Consider the following 23,939-nt stretch of genomic DNA (forward strand, 5'->3'; position numbering starts at 1 on the left):
ATCGCAAGGCTCGCACCTCAGGATGACGTCGTTGGGTGTCGCTCGTGGCCATGCTCCGGCAACGTCACCCCGAACACCTTCACAAGATCCGCCACCTGCTCCGGTGAGAGATGGCGCGGGTTCATCCCGCGCAGCAGCAGATAGAGCTTCGCCGTCTCCTCCAGCTCCTCGGTCGCGAACACCGCCGCTTCCAGCGTGTCGCCGGCGACGACCGGGCCGTGATTGGCGAGCAGCACGGATGAATATTTCCCGGCCAGTCCCTTGATCGCATCCGCGACCGCGGGATCGCCAGGGCGGTAATAGGGCACAAGCGCGGTGGCGCCGCATTTCATCAGATAATAAGCCGTCATCGGCGGCAGCGCGGCGCGCGAGTCGATCTCGGGCAGCATCGAGAGTGCGACCGAATGGGTGGAGTGCAGATGCACGATCGCCCGCGCGCTTCCGCGCGTATCGTAGAGCGCGGTGTGCAGCGGAACTTCCTTGGTCGGCGCATCGCCGGACATGAGCCGGCCCTGATCGTCCAGCCGCGACAGTTTTGCAGGATCAAGGAAGCCGAGCGAGGCGTTGGTCGGCGTCACCAGCCAGCCGCCGCCATCCAGCCTGACACTGATATTACCGGAGGAGCCCGGCGTCAGCCCGCGCTCGAACAGGGACCGTCCGAAGCGGCAGATATCCTCACGCAGCCTTGTCTCGTTGCTCGTTTCAGTTTTCATGGCCGTCATGCCCGCTTGTCTCACGCTTTGGCAGCGCGGCCAAGCCGTGTTATTCGAGATCACGAGCCGCCGCAAAGGCCGGCCTGCCGGGAAACGTTCGCAAGGGTGAGTTGCATGTCTGCCTCCACGTCACAAAATCAGCGCATCGCCGTCATCGGGCTCGGCTCGATGGGGTACGGCATGGCGACCTCGCTGAAGCGCGCCGGCCATACGGTCACCGGCTGTGACGTTTCGGCTGATGCGGTGGCGCGTTTTGTCAAGGACGGCGGCACCGGCGCCACAACGCCGGCCGAGGCGGCCAAGGGCGCGGACATCGTCGTCAGTGTCGTCGTCAACGCCGCGCAGACAGAGACGATCCTATTTGGCAAGGACGGCGTCGCCGAGACCCTGCCGAAAGACAGCGTGTTCATCTCCTCCGCCACGATGGACCCGGATGTGGCGCGCCGCCTCGCCAAACAGCTGGAGACGACCGGCCGCAACTATCTCGACGCGCCGATCTCTGGCGGCGCGCAGCGCGCAGCCCAAGGCGAATTGACGATCCTCGCCTCCGGCAGCTCCGCCGCATTCGCAAAAGCGCGTCCCGCGCTCGATGCCATGGCGGCAAAACTCTACGAGCTCGGCGATGCAGCGGGGCAGGGCGCCGCGTTCAAGATGATCAACCAGCTGTTGGCCGGCGTGCATATCGCTGCCGCAAGCGAAGCGATCGCGTTCGCCGCCAAGCAGGGCCTCGACATCCGCAAGGTCTATGAGGTGATCACGGCGTCTGCCGGCAATTCGTGGATGTTCGAGAACCGTATGCCGCATGTGCTCGACGGCGACTACACGCCGCGTAGCGCGGTCGAGATCTTCGTCAAGGATCTCGGCATCATCCAGGACATGGCGCGCAGCGCCAGATTCCCGGTGCCGGTTTCCGCCGCGGCCCTCCAGATGTTCCTGATGACATCAGCCGCCGGCATGGGGCGTGACGATGATGCGTCGGTGGCGCGAATGTATGCGCAAGTCACCGGCGTAAAACTTCCCGGCGACAAGTAGAAGAGGATTCCAATGCCCCGTTTCGCCGCCAACCTCTCGATGATGTTCACCGAGGTGCCGTTCCTCGACCGGTTCGACGCCGCCGCGGCAGCCGGCTTCACCGCCGTCGAGTTTCTCTTTCCCTATGAGCATCCGGTCGAGGCGATCGGCGAGCGGCTCAAGCGCAACGGCCTGACACAGGCGCTGTTCAACCTGCCGCCGGGCGACTGGAATGCCGGCGAGAAAGGTTTTGCCGCACTGCCGGCGCGCTTTGCCGACCTCAAGGCGAGCCTGGAGACGGCGCTGCCTTACGCCAAGGCGACCGGCGTCAAGCGGCTGCATTTGATGGCGGGCATCGCCAACCGCGGCGAACGGGTCACAATCGAGGCCTTCTACAAGTCGGTGGCCTGGGCCGCAGAATTCTTCGCGCCGCATGGCATCGACATCGTGCTCGAGCCGATCAATTCCCGCAACGTGCCAGGTTATTTTCTCAATGATTTCGGCTTTGCCCGCGACCTGATCCAGGAGTTGAGGCTTCCCAACCTGAAACTGCAGTTCGACATCTATCACTGCGGGATCATCCATGGCGACGTCACCATGCGGCTGCGCGAGATGATGCCGATCATCGGCCACATCCAGATTGCCAGCATTCCCTCGCGTAACGAGCCCGACGGCGAGGAGCTCAATTATCCGTTCCTGTTCGATGAGCTCGATCGCCTCGGCTATGCCGGATTCGTCGGCTGCGAATACAATCCGCGCGGCAAGACCACCGATGGGCTCGCCTGGTTCAAGCCCTATGCGGGAGTGAAGCCGTGACACTTGCGCTAGGCTGCATCGCTGACGACTACACCGGCGCCTCCGATCTCGCCAATACGCTGACGCGCGCCGGTTTGCGCACGGTGCAGACCATCGGCGTGCCCGCCGACGATCTGAAGCTGCCCGAAGTGGACGCCGTCGTGGTGTCGCTGAAAAGCCGCTCGATCGAAGCGGGCCTTGCGGTGTCGCGCTCGCGCGCGGCCGAGAAATGGCTGCGCGGGCGCGGCGCGAGCCACGTGCTGTTCAAGATCTGCTCGACCTTCGATTCCACGGATGCCGGCAATATCGGGCCGGTGACGGATGCGCTGCGCGCGGATTGCGGCGAGGACGTCGTGCTGGTGACGCCGGCCTTTCCCGAGACCGGCCGCACCGTCTACCAGGGTAATCTGTTCGTCGGCGCCGTGCCGCTGAACGAGAGCCCGCTCAAGGACCATCCGCTCAACCCGATGCATGATTCCAACCTGGTGCGCATCTTGGCGCGCCAGAGCAAGACGCAGATCGGTCTCGTCGACCTCGCGACCCTCTCGCGCGGGGCGCAGGCCGTGCAGGCCCGGCTTGCTGAATTGTCAGGCAAGGGCGTCGGCGCCGCGATCATCGACGCCGTGTTCGACCGAGACCTCGAGACCATCGGCCTTGTCGCGGCAGAGCACCGGCTGTCGGTCGGCGCGTCCGGTATCGGCCTGGGCCTCGCTCGCGCACTGGTGTCGACCGGCAAGGTCAAGTCGGCCGCCGCCAGCAGCGAGCAGGGTGCCGCCGTCGGCGGCCAGGTGGCGTGCCTCGCGGGAAGCTGCTCGCAGGCCACCTTGCAGCAGATCGCCAACGTCGAACGCGTCATGCCGGTGCTTCGTCTCGACCCTGACCGTATTCTTACGGGCGTGAACGAAACGCAGCGTGCGCTGGACTGGGCGAAGGAGCGGTTGGCCAAGGGTCCCGTGCTGATTGCTTCGAGCGCGACGCCGGCTGACGTCGCTGCGCTCCAGGCGCGTCACGGTCGCGACGCTGCAGGTCACGCCATCGAGCAGACCATGGCCGACATCGCCGAAAACCTAGTGAAATCAGGCGTTCGGCGCTTGATCGTGGCCGGTGGCGAGACCTCCGGCGCCGTCGTCGACCGCCTCGGGATTCCCGGTTTCCTGGTCGGCGCGGAGATCGCCGCGGGTGTGCCGGTGCTTCGCGCCGTCGGCGCCGCCGCGGGCGATATGCTGCTCGCTTTGAAGTCGGGCAACTTCGGTGGGCCTGAGTTTTTCTCAGACGCGATTGGGCTCATGCGCTGAGCGCAGAGCATTCTTAGTCGCCTGTTCATCTCTTTCAGGCTCCGTACTCGTACGGAGTCGTAGTTAACAACTGCTCAGTCGCTTTGTTGTTGGATATCGGCGCCGCTCCTTTAGTTGACTCATTTAGGACGCGCGACCGCGCCAACGCAAAGAGACCTATTATGTTCGCCACCATCTCCATCCGCGCCAAGATCATCAGTGTCGTGGCGTTCCTGTTGGTTGCGATGACTGGCATGGGCCTGCTCGCCGTCATGAAGATGCGGTCGATGAATGCCAATACCACCGACATCACCACAAGCTGGATGCCCAGCGTGCGGGTGCTCGGCGAGATCCGGGCGAGCGTCATCACTTATCGCAACGTGGTCCGCCAGCACATGCTGGCCGAGACGCTGGAAGACAAGCTCGCGAACGAGAAGACCGCCGGCACTGTGATGGAGGCGCTCGGCAAGGCCCGCAAGAGCTACGAGCCGATGATCACCTCTCCGGAGGAGCGGGGGCTGTACAACGAATGGGCCAAGCTCTGGGACCAGTACAAGCAGGGCACGGACGAGGTCTTTGCGCTGTCGCGCAAGGAGGCCGGCAAGGTCCCGCATGACGCCCAGGAGCTGAATACCAAGACCGTCAACAAGATCGGACTTGCGTCGGATGAGGTCCTGACAAAGGACATCGAGCTCAATACCCAGGGCGGCGATCAGGCTGCCAAGGATGCCGGCGACAGCTACTACTATGCCTTCATGCTGGTCTCGATCATCCTCGGGGCTGCCGTGATCATCGGCATCGGCGTCAGCTTCTACCTCGTGCAGGACGTCTCCAGCGGCATCAACTCGATCATCGAGCCGATGCAGGCGCTGGGCAAGGGTGACCTCTCCGCCGAGGTCCCGCACCGGGGCGAGAAGACCGAGATCGGCGCCATGGCCGACGTGCTCCAGGTCTTCAAGGAAGCGCTGATTGCCAAGAAGGCTGCCGACGAGGCTGCTGCCGCCGACGCCGAAGCCAAGATCGAGCGCGGCCGCCGTGTCGACAACGTAACCCGCGAATTCGAGACCATGATCGGCGAGATCGTCCAGACCGTGTCGTCGGCCTCGACCCAGCTCGAAGCCTCGGCCTCGACGCTGACCTCGAGCGCAGACCGTTCGCAGCGGCTCGCGACCACGGTTGCCGCGGCTTCGGAAGAAGCCTCCACCAACGTGCAGTCGGTGGCCTCGGCCACCGAGGAGATGGCATCCTCGGTCGGCGAGATCAGCCGTCAGGTGCAGGAATCGGCGCGAATGGCGGGCGACGCCGTCGGCCAGGCCCGTGCCACCACCGAGCGCGTCAGCGAACTCTCCAAGGCGGCCTCGCGCATCGGTGACGTCGTCGAACTCATCAACACCATCGCCGGCCAGACCAACCTGCTGGCGCTGAACGCCACCATCGAGGCGGCGCGTGCCGGTGAGGCCGGCCGCGGCTTCGCGGTGGTCGCCTCGGAGGTGAAGGCGCTTGCCGAGCAGACCGCCAAGGCGACCGGCGAGATCGGCCAGCAGATCTCCGGCATCCAGGCGGCGACCAACGACTCGGTCGGTGCGATCAAGGAAATCTCCTCGACCATCGAGCGCCTTTCGGAAATCTCCTCGGCGATTGCGGCCGCGGTGGAGGAGCAGGGTGCCGCGACCCAGGAAATCGCCCGCAACGTGCAGCAGGCGGCCCAGGGCACCCAGCAGGTCTCGTCCAACATCACCGACGTGCAGCGCGGCGCGACCGAGACCGGCACCGCCTCCTCGCAGGTGCTGTCGGCCGCACAGATGCTGTCCAACGACAGCACCCGACTAAAGACTGAGGTCAGCAAGTTCCTGACCAACGTCCGCGCGGCCTGAGTCTGAAAGAGACGACAGTTCTGAAAGCGGCGCCTCCGGGCGCCGCTTTTTACTTGGGGAAAGCTGTTTCTGTAATCTTCCTGGCAGAGGCTGCATATCTGGAATGCGATTTCGCTGTGCGATAGCAGGGAAGTGACCGCGCGTGACTCGCTGTCGTTGGCCATTTCGGCGATGTTCGGGTAAATCAGCCGAGGAACCCGCGGGGGCGTGTTCCCCGTCCCCTGATTTGGAATTGCCTACGAATGATTGCTCTGGTCCGTATTGCCCTGAGCCGGCCCTACACGTTTGTCGTGCTCGCGCTCCTGCTCCTGATCATCGGACCGCTGGCGGCGCTCCGAACGCCGACCGATATCTTTCCGGAGATACGTATCCCCGTGATCGGTGTGGTCTGGCAGTACACCGGCCTGCCGCCGGACCAGATGTCCGGCCGCATCACCACGCCGTTCCAGCGCTCGCTCACAACCACTGTCAACGACATCGAGCACATCGTCGCCAACTCCTATAACGGCTTCGGCATCGTCAAGATCTTCTTCCAGCCGACCGTCGACATCCGCACCGCCAACGCCCAGGTCACTGCGATCTCGCAGACGCTGCTGAAGCAGCTGCCCCCCGGCTCAACGCCGCCTTTGATCCTGAACTATTCGGCTTCGACCGTGCCGATCATCCAGGTGGCGCTGTCGGGCGAAGGACTCTCCGAGCAGAACCTCGCCGACATCGGCATCAACCAGCTCCGCACGCCGCTGGTCACCGTGCCGGGTGCTGCAATCCCATACCCGTTCGGCGGCAAGCAGCGCCAGGTCCAGATCGACCTCGATCCGACTGCGCTCCAGGCCCGCGGCCTGTCCGGCCAGGACGTCGCCAACGCGCTCGCAGCCCAGAACCTGATCACGCCGGTCGGCACCCAGAAGATCGGCATTTTCGAGTACAACATTCAGCTCAACAACTCGCCGCTCAAGATCGACGAGCTCGGCAATCTGCCGATCAAGACCGTCAACGGTGCGATGGTCTATGTGCGCGACGTCGCGACCGTGCGCGACGGCAACCCGCCGCAGACCAACATCGTCCACGTCGACGGCAACCGCTCGGTGCTGATGATGGTGCTGAAGGCGGGCGCGACCTCGACGCTCGATATCATCGCCGGCATCAAGCAGAAGGTGATCGACGTCAAGGATCAGCTGCCGGATGCGCTGAAGATCGGCTTCATCGGCGACCAGTCCGTGTTCGTCCGCGGCGCGATCCAGGGCGTCGCTTTCGAAGGCGTCATCGCGGCGCTGCTCACCAGCGTCATGATCCTGTTGTTTCTCGGCAGTTGGCGCTCGACCGTCATCATTGCGGTCTCGATCCCGCTGTCTGTGCTCGGCGCCATCATCATGCTGTCGGCGATCGGCGAGACGCTGAACATCATGACGCTCGGCGGGCTCGCGCTCGCGGTCGGCATCCTCGTCGACGACGCCACGGTGACTATCGAGAACATCAACTACCATCTGGAGCAGGGCAAGCCGGTTGAGCAGTCGATCCTCGATGGCGCCAACCAGATCGTGACGCCGGCCTTCGTCTCGCTGCTCTGTATCTGCATCGTGTTCGTGCCGATGTTCTTCCTCACCGGCGTCGCGCGCTTCCTGTTCGTGCCGATGGCGGAAGCGGTGATGTTCGCCATGATGTGGTCGTTCATCCTGTCGCGCACGCTGGTGCCGACGATGGCGAACTATCTGTTGCAGCCACATGTGCACCACGAGGGCGCGCCGCCGAAATCGCGCAATCCTTTGGTGTGGTTCCAGCGCGGCTTCGAGGCTCGCTTCGAGCGCATTCGTGGCGGCTACCATGGCTTTCTCGGCCTCGCGCTCGCGCACCGCTCGGTGTTCGTGATCGGCTTCCTCTGCGTGGTCGGCGCATCGTTCGCACTGGTGCCGTTCCTGGGCCGCAACTTCTTCCCCGCGGTCGACGCCGGCAACATCCTGATGCATGTCCGCACCCAGGTCGGCACCCGCGTCGAGGAGACTGCCAACCAGCTCGCCGACGTGCAGAAGGCGATCCGCAAATTGATCCCGGGTGAGATCGAGACGCTGACCGACAACATCGGCATGCCGATCTCCGGCATCAACATGACCTACAACAACACCGGCGTGATCGGTCCGCAGGACGGCGACATCCAGGTCAAGCTGAAAGAGGGCCACAAGCCGACCGAGGAGCACGTGAAGGTGCTGCGCGAGCAGTTGCCGCGGCTGTTCCCCGGCGTCAGCTTCGCCTTCCTGCCGGCCGACATCGTCAGCCAGATCCTGAACTTCGGTGCGCCGGCGCCGATCGACCTCCAGGTCCGTGGCGCCAATGCCGCGGCTAACTTCGCCTATGCCAACAAGCTGCTCGCCAAAGTCCGCCGCATTCCCGGCGTCGCCGATGCGCGGATCCAGCAGTCGCCAAGCAACCCGACCTTCAATATCGATGTCGACCGCACCCGCGCGCAATATGTCGGCCTGACCGAACGCGACGTCACCAACAGTCTCGTGGTCAATCTCGCCGGCTCCTCGCAGGTGGCGCCGACCTACTACCTCAACCCCGACAACGGCGTGTCCTACTCCATCGTGATGCAGACGCCGCAATACCAGATCGATTCGCTCAGCGCGCTCCAGACGCTGCCGATCACGGCGACCGGCAATTCGCAGTCGCCGATCCTCGGCGGCATCGCCGACATCAAACGCTCGACGTCGAGCGCAGTGGTGTCGCAATACGACATCCAGACGCTGGTGCAGATTTTTGCGACGACGTCAGGCCGCGATCTCGGAGCGGTCTCCAATGATATTCGCCAGCTGATTGCCGATACCGCCAAGGAAGTGCCGAAGGGCTCCTCCGTGGTGCTGCTCGGTCAGGTGCAGACCATGAACAGCGCCTTCACCGGCCTCTTGTTCGGTCTCCTGGGCGCCGTCGTGCTGATCTACCTCCTGATCGTCGTGAACTTCCAGTCCTGGTCCGATCCTTTCGTGATCATCACCGCGTTGCCGGCAGCCCTCGCCGGCATCGTCTGGATGCTGTTCACGACCCAGACCACGCTGTCGGTGCCGGCGTTGACAGGCGCGATCATGTGCATGGGCGTGGCCACCGCCAACAGCGTGCTCGTGATTTCCTTCGCCCGCGAGCGCTATGAGGAGCTCGGCGACCCCATCGCGGCCGCGCTGGAAGCCGGCTTCGTTCGGTTCCGCCCGGTTCTGATGACCGCGCTCGCCATGATCATCGGTATGGCGCCGATGGCCTTAGGGCTGGGCGAGGGCGGCGAACAGAACGCCCCCCTTGGCCGCGCCGTGATCGGCGGCCTGATCTTTGCAACCTTCGCCACGCTGATGTTTGTTCCCGTGGTGTTCAGTATGGTACACAAGAAACAAGGCGCCGAAGCCGCCGCCCCATTGGAGACTCCGCATGTCGCCCACTGAACCCCGCTCCCCGGTGTCGCACCGGAAACTGGGCATTTTCGGCGTGGTGGCGCTGATTGCGGCAGGCCTCGTGGTCGGCACCGGCATCCGGGCCCGCGAGGACCAGAGCTCCAAGCTGAAGGAATGGACCGACGACCAGGCCGTTCCCAGTGTTGCGGTGGCCCTGCCCAACGCCAAGGCGCTCAATTCCACCATCGATCTGCCGGGCCGGCTTGAGGCCTATTATCGCGCGCCGATCTTCGCGCGCGTCTCCGGCTATCTCAAAAGCTGGAGCGTCGACATGGGCGCCCGCGTCAGGGCAGGCCAGGTGATCGCCGAGATCGAGGCGCCCGACCTCGACCAGCAGCTTTTGCAGGCCCGCGCCGACCTCGCCAGCCAGCAGGCCAGCGCCAGGCTGTCGGAAGCAACCCTGAACCGGCGCAAGACGCTGGTCGCCTCCAACTTCGTCTCGGCGCAGGAGATCGACGAGCGCACCGCTGACCTCTCCAACAAGAACGCCGCCGTCCATTCCGGACAGGCTAATGTTGAGCGGCTCGAGGCGCTCGCGGGCTACAAGAAGATCACCGTGCCGTTCGACGGCGTGGTCACGGCGCGCGACACCGACGTCGGCGCGCTGATCAACGCCGGCGGCGGGTCCGGACCGGCGATGTTCGTGGTCTCCGACATCACCAAGCTGCGCGTCTACGTCAACGTTCCCCAGAACTACGTGCCGGCGATCAAGATCGGCGCCAAGGCTACGATGGTGATGCCGGAATACCCAAACCGGACGTTCCAGGCGACGGTGGAAGCCTCCTCGCAGGCCGTCGATGTCGCCTCGGGCACCACGCGCATGCAGCTTGGTCTCGACAACTCGAGTGGCGAGCTGATGCCTGGCGGCTATGCCAGTGTGAAACTCAATTTGCAGCGCGACACCGCGCCGCTGAGCATTCCCGCCAGCGCCCTGATCTTCAACGGCAGCGGCCTGCGCGTCGCGACGGTCGGTGCGGACGACAAGGTGCAATTCAAGACCGTGACCATCGCCCGCGATCTCGGCAAGGAGATCGAGCTTGCCTCAGGGATTGCGCCCGACGACCGCGTCATCACCGCTCCGCCGGACGGCCTGTCCGACGGCGATGCGGTTCGCGTCGTCGGCGCCGGCGGCAAGCCGGCGACGGCGTCGGAAAAGCAGGCGCCGAAGAGCTAAGCCACCCGCCACTCCGGTGTGCCATCGGCTGCCATGGTGATCTCGCCAATTGAGCCGACTGGCGTCTTGTCCATGTTCAATAGATGCCCCAGCGTCGCACCATCGCTCGCCGGGATCCGCGCCAGCGTGCGCCGGTCATCTGCCGTGCGCAACATCACCACACCGTGCTCGGCATCGCCGCCACGGCCGTAGAGCACCGTAAAGCTCTCGACCTGCCCCTTTCCTGAAGCCTCGGTGGCGAACCCCGGCACCGCACGCTTGTTGCGGTCGGCCTCGCCTTGCACGCTGGTCTCCTGCGCCAGCGCATCCTGCGGCGGTGTCTTCGAAACGACCAGGGCGTGATGCTTGGTGACGAAGCCGCCCTGGCCGTAGAGCAGGCCGAGCCTGTCGCCACCACGCAGGCGCCGCACCATCGCGCAGGCTGCATGCGTCATGTAGGTGTTGAGCGGCGCGCCGAAGAAGGTGAGGCCACCGTTCACGGTGGGCTGCACGTCGGCGGAAAGACCCAGCGTCCGCCGCGCCATCTTCGGCACGCAAGGGAAGCAGCTATAGAGCTCGATCGCGTCGAACTTCTTGCCGTCGCCGCCGGCGATATCCATCACGGTCTTCAGCACCGCGTTCTGCGGATGGCTCTCGTAAAACTGGTCGCGCACGAGATAGTCAGGCGGCTCCTCTGCCGAGGCGCCGCCGAGCGGGTAGACCAGTCTGTCCTCAGCAATGCCAGCCGCGCGTGCCTTGGCAAGACTGGTGAGCAACAGCGCGCCGCCCATGTTGACGCTGGGGTTGGCGACCATGAGCTTGTTGTAGGGCCACGCAATGAGCCGGTTGTCCGCGGTCGGCGTCGTGATCTCGTCCGGCGCGTAGCGCCGCTTCAACCAGGAATTGGGATTTTGCGCGGCGACCGCCGAATAGCGCGACCACAGCGTGCCTGATTCCGCCATCGCCTCGCGCGGGGTCTGGCCCCAATGCGCGGACGATGCCGCTTCATAGAACGGATAGACCGTGACGGGGCGGAACACGCCGAGCTTCATGGCGAGCGGTTTCTGGAACGACGCGCCGCGCTTCGGCTCCGGGACATCGTGGGCGAACGGCGTCCATGGCAGCTTGACGCCCGCGCGCTCGGCCTTGGTTGCCGTCGATTGCGCTTCCGCGCCGCAGACCGCGGCGACGGTGCATTCGCCGCGCGCAATGCGCTTTGCGGCCTCGTGGATGAAGCGGATCGGGCTCTCGCCGCCGACCGGACCGTAATAGCAATGCGCCGGCGAGACGCCGAGCCGTTGCGCCAGCAGCTTCTCCGGATCGCGATAGCGCCAGCTCAGGAAGTTGACGACGTCGAGCGACTGCACCTCGCCGAGCAGCTTCGCGCCGGCGTCAGCTTCTGCGCGTCGCAGTGCCTGTTCGAGCAGATCGAGCGGCTCGAGGCCCTCAATGATCTCCTTGGGGCGGTCGACGATCTCGCCGATGCCGACGATGACGGGGATGCGGTCTTCGGGAATAGGGGAGTTGGACATTTCTTCTTGCTTCACGTGTTAGATTTTCGGCACGTCGTCGCCCTTCGAGGGCCGCTGAAGAGGCGGCCACCTCAGGGTGACGGCTACGGGGACAGCGTCATCCTGAGGTGCGAGGCCGACGGCGCAACCCGCCGTTGGACGAGCCTCGAAGGATGGGCCGCGAGTACTGTTCCGGCCACGAGCAACTACTCCGCCACCAGCGCATTCATGTGCTCGACGGCTTCGGCAAACTCTTCCTTGAACTCCTGCACCACGGCGCCGGCGGACTTCACGCTGTCGATCAGGCCGACGCCCTGGCCGACGAAATAGCTGACGAGGTCGCGCGCCCTGGCATTGCCGGCGGCCGCGGCCCGGTCGATCGAGTTGAAGGCATCGCGGCTGATGATGCTCTGCAGCGGCATCGGCAGGGCGCCGGGGCTCTCCGGCGCGCGGTCCCAGGCATCGGTCCAGACCGAACGGAGCTGTCGCGCCGGCTTTCCGGTGCGGCCCTTCGAACGGATTGCATCACGGGACGATGCGGCGATCATCTTCTCGCGAAAGATCGCAGAGGTCTCGGACTCGACGGTCGCAAGCCACACCGAACCGGTCCAGGCGCCGGCCGCGCCCATCGCCATGCAGGCCGCCATCTGCCGGCCCGTCATGATGCCGCCGGCTGCCAGCACCGGCACGTCGCGGATCGGCTTGATCGCCTTGATCACCTCCGGCACCAGCACCATGGTCGAGACCTCGCCGCAATGGCCGCCGGCCTCGGTGCCCTGCACCACGAGAATATCGACGCCGGCAGCGACCTGGCGCAACGCGTGCTCCTTGGCGCCGACGAGGGCTGCCACCGGCACGCCGTGCTTCTTGCCCATCTCGATCATCGCTTTCGGCGGCACGCCCAGCGCGTTCGCGATCAGCCGGATCGGATGATTGAACGAGACTTTCAGCAGCTCCAGCGCGGTCTCGGCGTCGAACGGCTGCGGCTGGTTGTCGGCCACATCGGTGGTGATCAGCTCGATGTCGTATTTCTTCAGGAGGTCGCTTGTGTATTTGCGGTGCTCCTGCGGCACACGCGCTTCCAGGCTCTTCCAGGTGACGTCCTTCTCGCCCGCCGTCGAGATGTTTTCGGGGATCAGCACGTCGATGCCGTAGGGCTTGCCGTCGACGTGATCGTCGATCCATTTCAGCTCGCGTTCGAGCGTATCGGGCGTATGCACGGTGGCGCCGAGCACGCCGAAGCCGCCGGCGCGGCTGACGGCAGCAACGACATCGCGGCAATGGCTGAAGGCGAGCAGGGGGAACTCGATACCCAGCATGTCGCAGATCGGCGATTTCATGGTCCTCTCCCGGCGGCCTTCGACGACGCTAGCCCATCGTCATGTGCGATGCCATGCCGGATTCCCGCGCGCATCTTGCGTGCAGGCGTCGCGTCGCGCGCTGAGCCATTCCGTCGCGCAAAATAAGCGGGAGAGGGGCTACGGATTAGCCTCTTGCGCTTTCGTTGATGTCAGAGAATGCTGGCTCACAACAACAGAAAACGATCAGGGAGCGCTAACCAATGTCGCCAGCGCAAGCGAGCCAGGCTCAAGCCGCCGAGGCCTACGATGTGGTTGTCGTCGGCGCCGGCTTTGCCGGCATGTACATGCTGCATCGTCTGCGTGGGCTCGGCTTCTCGGCGCGAGTCTACGAGCAGGGCGGTGGCGTCGGCGGCACTTGGTACTGGAATCGCTATCCAGGTGCGCGCTGCGATGTCGAGAGCATGCAATATTCCTACTCGTTCTCCGAAGAGCTCCAGCAGGAATGGGACTGGAGCGAGCACTACGCGCCGCAAGCAGAGATCCTGAAATACGCCAATCACGTCGCCGACCGTTTTGACCTGCACCGCGACATCCAGTTCGACACGCGCGTCGAGCGCGCCGTATTCGACGAACGCGCGAACAGATGGTCGGTCACGATATCTGACGGCAGGGCAGTTCAGGCGCAATTCGTCGTGCTCGCCACGGGCTGCCTCTCGAATGCGCGCAAGCCCGACATCAAGGGCCTCGAGAATTTCAAAGGCCCCGTCTACCACACCGGAAACTGGCCGCATGAAGACGTCGACTTCACTGGCTTGCGCATTGGTCTGATCGGTACGGGATCGTCAGGCATCCAATCGACACCTGTCATCGCCGAACAGGCCAAGCATCTCACGGTGTTTCAGCGAACGGCGAATTTCTCGATTCCCGCCCGCAACGCCGCGCTGACGGAAGAGGAGCGCGACGCGTTTCGCAAAAAGTATCCGGAGATCCGCCGCTTCGCCCGCGAGATCGCGCGCAACGGCATCTATGCCGAGCAGCCCGATCACGGTGCGCTCGACGATAGCGACGAGACCAGGAACGGAAAGTACGCTTCGCGTTGGGAGCGCGGCGGACTGACCTTCATGTACGTCTACAACAATCTCGGTCTCGACCGGACCGCCAACGACACGGCCGCCGATTTCGTCCGCGGCAAGATCGCCGAGATCGTAAAGGACCCCGCGACTGCAAAGCTGCTCCAACCGAACAGCCATCCGATCGGTACCAAGCGCATCTGCGTCGACACCGATTATTTTGCGACTTTCAACCGGCCGAACGTCTCGCTGGTCGACATCAAGTCCAATCCGATTGAGGAGATCACGGCGAGCGCGGTGCGTGTTGCTGGCAAGGACCACGAGGTCGATGCACTGGTGATGGCGACAGGTTTTGACGCTATGACCGGATCGGTGGCGAAGATCGACATCAGTGGGCGCAGCGGCGAGATCCTGAACCAGAAATGGGCGGAAGGCCCAAAAACCTATCTCGGGCTGATGACCGCGGGCTTTCCGAACCTGTTCATCATCACCGGTCCCGGCAGCCCGTCAGTGCTGTCGAACATGATCGTGTCGATCGAGCAGCATGTCGACTGGATCGCCGACTGCCTCGTCCATATGCGCAAGCAAAACCTTGCCACGATGGAGGCGGGCAGGGACGCCGAGGAGAAGTGGGTGGCGCATGTCAACGAGGTCGCCCATGGCACCCTCTATCCGCAGGCCAATTCCTGGTACATGGGCGCCAACATCCCCGGCAAGCCGCGCATCTTCATGCCCTATATCGGCGGGGTCGGCGTCTATCGGCGGATCTGCGATGAGGTCGCAGCCAAGGGATATGAGGGATTCGTGATGGAAGCGGAGGGGCAGCCGCGCAAGGTGGCGGCGGGGTAGAACGCGGACATCACCGAAACGCCCCTAGTTAAATCGGCAAAGCGTACCGGGATCGACGCCGTGCGCTCAACATTTCAGCGCGGCCGTCTAACGGAACGTAATTATTCGGTAAGTCGCCTCCATTACAACGAACGCGCGCAAGCGCGGAATGACTATCTGGAATGGAGAGTGCGATGGCTTGGTTCAACAACATGTCTGTTGGGCGCAAGCTCCTGCTCACATTTTCGGCAGTCGTGCTGCTGGTGGTGGTGCTCGGAGGTTTCGCGCTGAAATCGCTGTCCGACCTGCATGGCGCGGCGCGCGAGCTGTCCGGCAATTGGCTCCCGAGCGTCGACAAGGCGAGGGGCCTGCAATACCAGATCGCCCGCATCCGGACCAACCAGCTCTCGGTGCTGATGGCGAAGGAGGGCGACCGCGAGGAGATCCGCCAGACCCTGCGCAAGATCGAGCAGACCGTGACCGACAGCCTCAAATCCTATGAGGCGCTAGTGACCTCGCCGGAGGAGCAGGCGGCCCTCAAGCGCCTCAGCGCTCACTACGCCACCTTCCTGGAATCGGACAAGGCGCTCGACATGCTGGGCACCAATCCCGACGGTACCAGGGACGCTTTCTTCGCAGGCAGAAACCAGTTTCGCGAGCTGCTCGAGGACGCCGACAAACTCGTGAAGGTAAACACCGACGGTGCCGGCCGTTCCGTCGCCACGGCGGAATGGACCTATGACAATGCGCGCGCGGTGATCATGATTGTGCTGCTGGTGATGATGGTGCTCGCGGCGGCTGCCGGCTTCGTGCTGCGCTCGGCAATTGCCAAGCCGCTGCTCGCGCTCGACAAGGCGATGGGGCGCCTGGCGCAGAACGACACCACGACCGAAGTGCCGGCGACGTCGCGGCGCGACGAGGTCGGCGCCATGGCCCGCGCGGTGCTCGTCTTCAAGGAGGGCATGGTCGCGGCCGATCAGATGCGTGCGCGCCAGGAAGAGGAGCGGCAAGCGAAGGAGCGTCATGCCGCCTACATCATGGGACTGGCGCAGGAATTCGACGTGGCGGCAAGCTCGGCCATCGGTGGCGTCGCCGATGCAGCGAGCCGCATGCAGGTGACCGCAGGCGGCCTGTCGTCCACCGTCGGCCAAACCGGCCAACAGGCCATGACGGTGGCTGCGGCCGCGCAGCAGGCTTCGGCCAACGTGCAGACGGTGGCCTCCGCCGCCGAGGAGCTGACGTCCTCGATCCACGAGATTTCCCGGCAGGTCGCGCTCGCTGCCCAGGTGAGCCATAAGGCGGTGAAGCAGGCCAACCATACCAATGACATCGTCGGTGGCCTCCAGCAGGCGGCACGCCGCATCGGCGAGGTGATCGACCTCATCAACCAGATTGCCAGCCAGACCAATTTGCTCGCCCTGAACGCGACCATCGAGGCGGCGCGTGCGGGCGATGCCGGCCGGGGGTTTGCCGTGGTCGCCAATGAGGTGAAGAGCCTCGCCGCGCAGACCTCGCGGGCGACCGACGAGATCAGCCAGCAGATCAATTCGGTACAGCAGGCGACCGCGCAGGCGGTCGACGCCATCACCGCGATCGGCGGCACGATCCAGGAGATCAGCCAGATCTCGACCACGGTCGCCTCGGCGGTGGAGGAGCAGGGCGCCGCGACGCAGGCGATTGCGCGCAGCGCCGAGCAGGCCTCCGCCGGCACCGGCACGGTGACGCAGAACATCGAGGGCGTGAGCCAGTCGGCGCGTTCGGGCGGCGGTGCCGCGCAGGAGGTGCTGTCCGCGGCCACCTCGCTGTCGCACGAGGCGCAAGCAATGCGCTCGCTGGTCCAAAACTTCCTCGGTAAGGTCAGGGCTGCATGACGCAGCCTTGAGGCCCGCGCCGGACGCAGACCCGACAGGCCTTGTCATCGGCGGTCCGTGGGCTAATTAATGCAGGCGCATCTTTTCGCCGGAGCCCTTCGCATGACCGATACCCCTTACGTGCCGCCAAAAGTCTGGACCTGGAACAAGGAGAACGGCGGTCAGTTCGCCAGCATCAACCGGCCGATTGCCGGGGCCACCCACGACAAGGAGCTGCCGGTCGGCAAGCATCCGTTCCAGCTCTATTCGCTGGCGACCCCGAACGGGGTGAAGGTGACGGTGATGCTGGAGGAGCTTCTGGCGCTCGGCCACAAGGGCGCCGAATATGACGCCTGGCTGATCAAGATCGGCAATGGCGACCAGTTCGGCAGCGGCTTCGTCGATATTAATCCGAATTCGAAAATCCCGGCGCTGATGGACCGCTCCGGCCCCGAGCCCGTCAGGATCTTCGAATCCGGCTCGATCCTGTTCTACCTCGCCGAAAAGTTCGGCGCCTTCCTGCCCAAGGACATCAAGGCCCGCACCGAGGCCATGTCCTGGCTGTTCTGGCAGATGGGCAGCGCGCCCTATCTCGGCGGCGGCTTTGGCCATTTCTACGCCTACGCGCCGTTCAAGATCGAATACGCCATCGATCGCTTCGCGATGGAGGTCAAGCGCCAGCTCGACGTGCTCGACCGGCGCCTTGCCGACAACGAATATCTCGCGGGCAGGGACTACACGATCGCCGACATGGCGGTGTGGCCCTGGTACGGCGCGCTCGCCAAGGGGCTGGTTTACGGCGCCGGCGAGTTCCTGTCGGTGCAGGACTACAAGAACGTGCAGCGCTGGACGGACCAGATCGCGCAACGCCCCGCGGTAAAGCGCGGCCGCATGGTCAACCGCGTCTCCGGCGACCCCGCCAGCCAGCTCCACGAACGCCACGACGCGTCTGACTTCGAGACGAAGACTCAGGACAAGATCGAGACGGCGAAGACTGCGTAACGTCGCTCGCCGATATCGTAGGGTGGGCAAAGCGAAGCGTGCCCACCATTTGTCCGCAAACTAATCCGCCCTACGATCTCTTCACACCCTCCGCCGCAGGAAACACCACGCGGTCATCGGTGCGGCAATAGCGGTCGGCGAACATACGGCCGATGGGGTGATAGCGGTCCATATGCACCCGCATCGCCTCGTTGTCCCAGAGCTCGTCGCGGATGTGGAAGTGGATGCCTTCGCCCATGATCAGCCGGCGATCATCATTGACGTCGATCATCTTCCACAGCTTGCACTCCATCGCCCAGGGCGTGTCGGCGAGCCGCGGCACTGCGATCCTGGTCGAGGGCGCGAGCTTCAGGCCGAGATAGTCGGGCTCGCCGATGTCAGGCGGAAAGTCGCCGCTGCTCTCATGCATGGCCTTCGCCAGTGGTTCGTCCGCGAGATTGACCACGAACTCGCCGGTCCGCTGGATGTTGAGGAAGGTGTCCTTGTCCTGACCATTCGGCTTGCGGTTCGCCGCGAACATGCAGAGCGGCGGATCCTCACAGAACGCGTTGAAGAAGCTGAAGGGTGCGGCGTTGACCACGCCGGTCGGCCCCATTGACGTCACCCAAGCGATCGGCCTCGGCAGGATGAAGGACGTCAGCACCTTGTAGCGCTCGCGTGGCGTCAGATCGCTGGCGGCGTAGTCCATGGGGGCTCCGTGGGAGGTTCTTCACCTCGCCCCGCTTGCGGGGAGAGGTCGAATTCGATCGCAGATCGAATTCGGGTGAGGGGGTACAGGTCCCTCGACGATCTCATGTGTGGAGAGAGGCCCCTCACCCCAACCCTCTCCCCGTAAGAACGGGGAGAGGGAGAGGAAAGACTCTACGCCATGCTCAGCTCGTGACGTCCCACCACCATCCAGTGCACCTCGTCCGGACCATCGGCAAAGCGCAGATGACGGACGTCCTGGTACATCTCCGCAAGCGGCGTCCAGTGCGAGATGCCGGTGGCGCCGTGCATCTGGATCGACTGGTCGATGATCTTGCAGGCGCGCTCCGGCACCATGGCCTTGACCATGGAGACCCAGACGCGGGCCTCCTTGTTGCCGAGCACGTCCATGGCCTTCGCGGCCTTCAGCACCATCAGCCGCATCGCCTCGATCTCGCAGCGCGCCTGCGCGATGATCTGCATGTTGCCGCCGAGATGGGCGATCTTCTTGCCGAAGGCTTCGCGGGTGAGGCCACGCTGCACCATCAGGTCCAGCGCCTTCTCGGCCTTGCCGATGGTGCGCATGCAGTGATGGATGCGGCCCGGTCCGAGGCGGAGCTGCGAGATCTCGAAGCCGCGGCCCTCGCCGAGCAACATGTTCTCCTTCGGCACGCGCACATTGTTGAAGCGCATGTGCATGTGACCGCGCGGCGCGTGGTCCTGCCCGAACACGTACATCGGGCCGAGTACCTCGACGCCGGGCGTGTCGCGGGGGACCAGGATCTGCGATTGCTGCTTGCTCGGCGCCGCGTCCGGACTGGTCTTCACCATCACGATGAGGATCTTGCAGCGGGGATCGCCGACGCCGGAGATGTAATACTTCTCGCCATTGATGACCCACTCATCGCCGACGAGCTTTGCCGTGGTCGAAATGTTCTTGGCGTCGGAGGAGGCGACATTCGGCTCGGTCATGACATAGGCCGAACGGATCTCGCCGTTCATCAGCGGCTTCAGCCACTTCTCCTTCTGCTCCTTGGTGCCGACGCGCTCCAGCACCTCCATGTTGCCGGTATCCGGCGCCGAGCAGTTCATGGTCTCGGAGGCCAGCGGGCTCTTGCCGAGCTCGGAGGCGATATAGGCGTAGTCGAGGTTCTTCAGGCCCTGGCCAGTCTCGTCATCGGGCAGGAAGAAGTTCCAGAGGCCTTCCTTCTTGGCCTTGTTCTTGGCGACCTCAAGCACCTCGAGCTGCTTCGGCGTAAAGCTCCAGCGATCCTGTTTGCCTTCGCCGGCCTTGGCGAATTCGATCGACATCGGCTCGACGGTGTCGCGAATAAATTTCCTGACGTGATCGTAGAGCGGCCGGACCTGGTCCGACATGCGCAGGTCGTTGAGCTCGTCGCCGGGATTGAGCGTGTAGTTGGTGGTACGGGGAATGTAGGCGTGCTTTGTCATTGTTCCTCCCGGGGTCACTGAGATCGCGTTGGGCCGGAGAATAGTCGGAGCGCGGCCAAAGGGCGAGCGCGTATTTTCTCACGCAAGCCATGCCATGCGATGGAATTTCGCAAGGGCGTTTGAAATGTTGTTTGAATGGAGGGGCGCAGGCTCGATGTGCCTGCCGTACTCTCCGCTGTCATCGCCCGGCGAAGACCGGGCGATTCAGTATTCCAGAGACGGCGGTGATTGAATCGAGAGGCCGCGGCGTACTGGATTCCCCGCTCTCGCGGGAATGACAGTGTCGGCCGGCTCAGTTCGGCATCCGGTGCATCGCGCAGATCTTGTTACCGTCGAGATCGCGCAAATAGGCGATATAGAGCTTGTTCCCTGCGCCCTCGCGGATGCCGGGCGGATTTTCGATCGGCGCTCCGCCGGCGGCGACACCGGCGGCGTGCCACTTGTCGACCTGCTCAGGCGAATTGGCGGCAAAGCCGATGGTGCCGCCGTTCGCACAGGTCGCCGGCTCGCCGTTGATCGGCTTGGTCACCGAGAACACGCCGGTCTTGGTGAAGTAGAAGATGCGGTGGCCGTCGACCTTGGCCGGGCGCACTTCGAGCGTGCTGAGCAGGTTGTCGTAGAACGACTTGGCCTTGTCGAGGTCGTTAGTGCCGATCATGATGTGTGAGAACATTTGCCCATTCCCCTCAGAGTTTGTAGCCCGGATGGAGCGCAGCGAAATCCGGGTCTTGCTTAGTTTTGAAAATCCCGGATTACGCTTCGCTCCATCCGGGCGACGAAAATCAAAACGCGGTATAACCGCCGTCGATCACGAACGTATCCGCGGTGTGATACGACGACGCCTTGCTCATCAGATACACCGCGATCCCGCCGAAATCGCTGGCTTCGCCGAAGCGGCGCATCGGAATCCGCGGCATCACGTTGGCGACGAATTTCTCGTTGGCCATGATGCCGGCGGTCATGTCGCTCTTGATCCAGCCGGGCAGGATCGCGTTCGCGGTGACGCCGTGGCGCGCCAGCTCGACACCGAGCGCGCGCACCAGCGCGTTGATGGCGGCCTTGGTCGCCGCATAATGCTCGTTGCGCGCAGTGCCGAAGATCGAGGCGAGGCTCGATGTCGCGACCAGCCGGCCGAAGGGATCGCCGGCATTGGCGCGGTCGGTCATGTGTTTTGCGGCGGCCTGAAAGGCGTGGAACACACCGTCGAGATTGGTCGCGAACATCGTGCGCCATTCCTCCTCGGTGCGCTCGATGAAGGACCGGCGGCCACCGCCGCCGATGCCGGCATTGGCGAAGCAGCCATCGACGCGGCCGAAGGTGTCGAGCGTCGCCTTCATCGCGGCATTGACCGAAGCCGGATCGGTGACGTCGCAGACGCGGGTATCGACCTTGCCGGACAGGCCCGCCATGCTCGCGGCAGCGGCCTTGTTCTTGTCAGCATTGCGGCCCCAGATCGAGACGTTACAGCCCTGGCCGGCCAGCGCCTGCGCGATGCCGAGCCCGATACCGCCATTGCCGCCGGTGATCACCGCGACGCGGCCAGTGAGGTCGAAAAGGTTCATGGCGCGTTTCCTGTTTTTGGCAAGGTTTCTTGGTATGACGCGCGTCAGCCGGTGCGCGCAAGATCATGCGATATGACGGTGGGGTATGCTTTCGTCACCATGGACAAGACCGTGCCAAAAATCAAATATGCGCCGCGGCAAAATGAATTCCGGCCTGCGAAACTGACGCAGGCGGTAACTGACGAGGAAACGATGCAGTTCAAACACGTCACGCTCGATCTCGATGGTTCGGTTGCGATCCTCAGGCTCGACCATCAGGAGGTGATGAACGCGGTATCCATGGACATGCTGGGCGGCCTCTCCGATGCGCTCGACGCGATCGAGGAGAAGAAGGACCAGGTGCGCTGCGTCGTGCTGACCGGCGCGGGCCGCGCGTTCTGCACCGGTGCAAATCTCCAGGGCCGCAACAACCAGTCGAAGAAGACCAAGGCCGGCCTGACGCTCGAAACCGGCTTTCATCCGTTCCTGCGCCGCATCCGCAATCTGCATTGCCCGATCGTCACTGCGGTCAACGGCCCCGCCGCCGGCGCCGGCATGAGCTTCGCGCTGCTCGGCGACATGATTTTGTGCGCACGCTCATCCTACTTCCTTCAGGCTTTCCGGCGCATCGGTCTCGTGCCGGATTGCGGCTCGACCTGGCTGCTGCCGCGCCTGATCGGCAAGGCGCGTTCGGTCGAATTGTCGCTGATGGGCGAGCGCCTGCCGGCCGAGAAGGCGCTGGAATGGGGCCTCGTCAACCGCGTCTATGATGACGGCGTGCTGATGGACGAGGCGATGAAGCTCGCGCGCGACCTTGCCAGCGGCCCGACGATCGCGCTGTCGCTGATCCGCAAGCTCTATTGGGACAGCCCGGAAAATTCCTTCGAGGACCAGCTCAATCTCGAATTCCAGTGCCAGCTCCGCGCTGGCGACACGCAGGATTTCCGTGAGGGCGTCGGCGCGTTCCTGGAGAAGCGCCCTGCGCAGTTCAAAGGCAAATGATCGAGGGGGAGCTTTCCCGCAGCGTCCAGCGCTGGTGTGCCGGTGCGACCGGCGTCACCGGCGCGGCAAAGCTTTCGGGTGGCGCCAGTCAGGAAACCTGGCGCTTCGACATCACGCATCCCGACGGGCCGATCGGCGCGATCCTGCGCCGCTCGCCGAAAGGCTATGGCGCAGCGCCGACGCGCGCGGCTGGCCTTGCCGCCGAGGCGCAACTGATGCAGCTCGCCTTTGAGGCGGGCGTGCCGTCGCCGCGCGTCATGCATGTGCTGACGCCGGACGAGGATCTCGGCACTGGCTTCATCATGCAGCGCGTCGAGGGCGAGACCATCGCCCGCAAGATTCTTCGCGACGAGGAGTTTGCCGCGGCGCGGCCGCATCTCGCGCGGCAGATCGGCGGCGTGCTTGCCGGCCTGCACAGGCTGCCGCAGGACAAGCTGCCGGAGCTGCGCAGCCGCTCCGCGACCCAGGAGATCTCCGAGTTCGAGCGCGACTATCGCAGCCTGAATTGGCCAAAGCCGGTGTTCGAGCTGGCGCTGCGCTGGCTGCGCGACCACGATCCGGGCCCCTCGGTCGAGACGACGCTGGTGCATGGCGATTTCCGCAACGGCAATCTCATCATCGGCGCCGATGGCGTCCGTGCGGTGCTCGACTGGGAGCTCGCCCATCTCGGCGATCCCATGGAGGATCTCGGCTGGGTCTGCGTCAACTCCTGGCGCTTCGGCGAGATCGACAAGCCTGTCGGCGGCTTTGGCTCGCGCGTAGAGCTGTTTGCGGGTTACGAGGCGGCCGGCCGCAAAGTCGATCCGTCGCGCGTAAAATTCTGGGAAGTGATGGGTACGTTGCGCTGGGGCATCATGTGCGGCGGCATGATGCAGCGGTTCCGCGAGGGGCCGGATCATTCCATGGAGCGCGCGATGATCGGCCGCCGTGCGTCCGAGACAGAGATCGATCTGCTGCGGCTGCTCGCGCCGCGGGGAGGTTAGGCATGCAGGACGAACCGACACCGATCGAGCTGACGAAGGCGGTCGCCGATTTCCTCCGCAATGACATCACGCCGCTGATCACGGGTCACCAGGCGTTCAAGCTGCGCGTGGCGATCAACATCCTCGACCTTGTCACGCGGCAGCTGACACAGGAGGAGGGGCGTGACGCGAGTGAAGTGGAGCGGCTGCGTGCGCTGCTCGGCATGGATGGCTCGGTGACGGAGCTCAATCGCGCGCTCGCGGAGCGTATCGCCAAGGGCGAGGTCGATCTCGCAACGCCGGGGCTGGCGGAGCATCTGTGGGCGACCACGATGGACAAACTCGCCGTCGATCAGCCAAATTACGCCTCCTACAAGCGCGAGCTGTCGCGAGGCGGGTAGACCTCTCCCCGTCATTGCGAGGAGCCCTTGCGACGAAGCAATCCAGAGTACTTCCGCGGATGCATTTCTGGATTGCTTCGC

19 protein-coding genes are annotated in these 23,939 nt (G+C 64.3%); 12 read left to right on the plus strand and 7 right to left on the minus strand.

What is annotated here, in order from left to right; all coding sequences use genetic code 11:
* Positions 1-17: 17 nt before the first annotated feature.
* Positions 18-722, minus strand: coding sequence for a 3-oxo-tetronate 4-phosphate decarboxylase (otnC, locus tag FXB40_RS22690; RefSeq protein WP_187437074.1), 705 nt, complete (start codon positions 720-722; stop codon positions 18-20).
* A 105-nt stretch (positions 723-827) separates the two neighbouring features.
* Here otnC and ltnD point away from each other — a divergent pair, with 105 nt between their 5' ends.
* The 6 genes from ltnD (at position 828) to FXB40_RS22720 (ending at position 10,272) form a co-directional block, all read left to right on the plus strand.
* On the plus strand, positions 828-1,745 hold the full coding sequence (gene ltnD / locus FXB40_RS22695; RefSeq protein WP_148774429.1) for an L-threonate dehydrogenase: 918 nt from the start codon (positions 828-830) through the stop codon (positions 1,743-1,745).
* A 12-nt stretch (positions 1,746-1,757) separates the two neighbouring features.
* Positions 1,758-2,540 carry a 2-oxo-tetronate isomerase gene (gene otnI, locus FXB40_RS22700; protein WP_148774430.1) on the plus strand — a complete coding sequence of 261 codons (783 nt, stop codon included), beginning with the start codon at positions 1,758-1,760 and terminating at the stop codon, positions 2,538-2,540.
* Entirely contained in the window at positions 2,537-3,814 is a 1,278-nt protein-coding gene (gene otnK, locus FXB40_RS22705) for a 3-oxo-tetronate kinase (protein WP_148774431.1), read from the plus strand. Before otnI ends, otnK begins: the two co-directional genes overlap by 4 nt.
* 161 nt (positions 3,815-3,975) lie before the next feature.
* Positions 3,976-5,667 carry a methyl-accepting chemotaxis protein gene (locus tag FXB40_RS22710; RefSeq protein ID WP_148774432.1) on the plus strand — a complete coding sequence of 564 codons (1,692 nt, stop codon included), beginning with the start codon at positions 3,976-3,978 and terminating at the stop codon, positions 5,665-5,667.
* A gap of 242 nt (positions 5,668-5,909) precedes the next feature.
* Positions 5,910-9,089: an efflux RND transporter permease subunit gene (locus FXB40_RS22715; protein WP_148774433.1), complete on the plus strand. Its 3,180-nt coding sequence runs from the start codon at positions 5,910-5,912 to the stop codon at positions 9,087-9,089.
* The gene (locus FXB40_RS22720) at positions 9,076-10,272 is read left to right on the plus strand and encodes an efflux RND transporter periplasmic adaptor subunit (protein WP_148774434.1); all 1,197 of its coding nucleotides are present in this window, start codon (positions 9,076-9,078) and stop codon (positions 10,270-10,272) included. The genes FXB40_RS22715 and FXB40_RS22720 overlap by 14 nt, the downstream gene beginning before the upstream one ends.
* On the opposite strand, the gene FXB40_RS22725 is transcribed toward FXB40_RS22720, so the two are convergent.
* Positions 10,269-11,783 (minus strand): acetyl-CoA acetyltransferase, encoded by a 1,515-nt coding sequence (locus tag FXB40_RS22725; protein WP_148774435.1) that lies wholly within the window; start codon positions 11,781-11,783, stop codon positions 10,269-10,271. The genes FXB40_RS22720 and FXB40_RS22725 overlap by 4 nt on opposite strands.
* A gap of 185 nt (positions 11,784-11,968) precedes the next feature.
* The gene (locus tag FXB40_RS22730; RefSeq protein WP_148774436.1) at positions 11,969-13,102 is read right to left on the minus strand and encodes a nitronate monooxygenase; all 1,134 of its coding nucleotides are present in this window, start codon (positions 13,100-13,102) and stop codon (positions 11,969-11,971) included.
* A 221-nt stretch (positions 13,103-13,323) separates the two neighbouring features.
* Here FXB40_RS22730 and FXB40_RS22735 point away from each other — a divergent pair, with 221 nt between their 5' ends.
* From FXB40_RS22735 to yghU, 3 genes are all read left to right on the plus strand, one after another.
* The gene (locus FXB40_RS22735) at positions 13,324-14,982 is read left to right on the plus strand and encodes a flavin-containing monooxygenase (RefSeq protein WP_148774437.1); all 1,659 of its coding nucleotides are present in this window, start codon (positions 13,324-13,326) and stop codon (positions 14,980-14,982) included.
* Between the two features lie 173 nt (positions 14,983-15,155).
* Positions 15,156-16,832, plus strand: a complete 1,677-nt coding sequence (locus FXB40_RS22740) for a methyl-accepting chemotaxis protein (protein WP_148774438.1) — start codon at positions 15,156-15,158, stop codon at positions 16,830-16,832.
* Positions 16,833-16,934: 102 nt separating this feature from the next.
* Positions 16,935-17,813, plus strand: coding sequence for a glutathione-dependent disulfide-bond oxidoreductase (yghU, locus tag FXB40_RS22745; RefSeq protein ID WP_148774439.1), 879 nt, complete (start codon positions 16,935-16,937; stop codon positions 17,811-17,813).
* Positions 17,814-17,883: 70 nt separating this feature from the next.
* Here the strand turns inward: yghU and FXB40_RS22750 are convergent, their stop codons facing one another.
* The 4 genes from FXB40_RS22750 to FXB40_RS22765 form a co-directional block, all read right to left on the minus strand.
* Positions 17,884-18,501: a flavin reductase family protein gene (locus tag FXB40_RS22750; protein ID WP_148774440.1), complete on the minus strand. Its 618-nt coding sequence runs from the start codon at positions 18,499-18,501 to the stop codon at positions 17,884-17,886.
* Positions 18,502-18,674: 173 nt separating this feature from the next.
* On the minus strand, positions 18,675-19,952 hold the full coding sequence (locus FXB40_RS22755; protein WP_148774441.1) for an acyl-CoA dehydrogenase family protein: 1,278 nt from the start codon (positions 19,950-19,952) through the stop codon (positions 18,675-18,677).
* A gap of 292 nt (positions 19,953-20,244) precedes the next feature.
* Complete coding sequence (locus FXB40_RS22760; RefSeq protein WP_148774442.1) at positions 20,245-20,625, minus strand: VOC family protein; 381 nt, start codon at positions 20,623-20,625, stop codon at positions 20,245-20,247.
* A gap of 109 nt (positions 20,626-20,734) precedes the next feature.
* Entirely contained in the window at positions 20,735-21,514 is a 780-nt protein-coding gene (locus tag FXB40_RS22765) for an SDR family NAD(P)-dependent oxidoreductase (RefSeq protein ID WP_148774443.1), read from the minus strand.
* A 192-nt stretch (positions 21,515-21,706) separates the two neighbouring features.
* Between FXB40_RS22765 and FXB40_RS22770 the strand changes: the two genes are divergently transcribed.
* From FXB40_RS22770 to FXB40_RS22780, 3 genes are read left to right on the plus strand one after another with little or no spacing between them, the layout of a single operon-like run.
* Positions 21,707-22,495, plus strand: coding sequence for an enoyl-CoA hydratase/isomerase (locus tag FXB40_RS22770; RefSeq protein WP_148774515.1), 789 nt, complete (start codon positions 21,707-21,709; stop codon positions 22,493-22,495).
* Entirely contained in the window at positions 22,492-23,478 is a 987-nt protein-coding gene (locus FXB40_RS22775) for a phosphotransferase family protein (RefSeq protein ID WP_148774444.1), read from the plus strand. The genes FXB40_RS22770 and FXB40_RS22775 overlap by 4 nt, the downstream gene beginning before the upstream one ends.
* A 2-nt stretch (positions 23,479-23,480) precedes the next feature.
* Positions 23,481-23,858 carry a DUF6285 domain-containing protein gene (locus FXB40_RS22780; RefSeq protein WP_148774445.1) on the plus strand — a complete coding sequence of 126 codons (378 nt, stop codon included), beginning with the start codon at positions 23,481-23,483 and terminating at the stop codon, positions 23,856-23,858.
* Positions 23,859-23,939 lie beyond the last annotated feature (81 nt).

Origin of the sequence: Bradyrhizobium rifense (assembly GCF_008123425.1) — a bacterium.
Classification (GTDB): domain Bacteria; phylum Pseudomonadota; class Alphaproteobacteria; order Rhizobiales; family Xanthobacteraceae; genus Bradyrhizobium; species Bradyrhizobium rifense.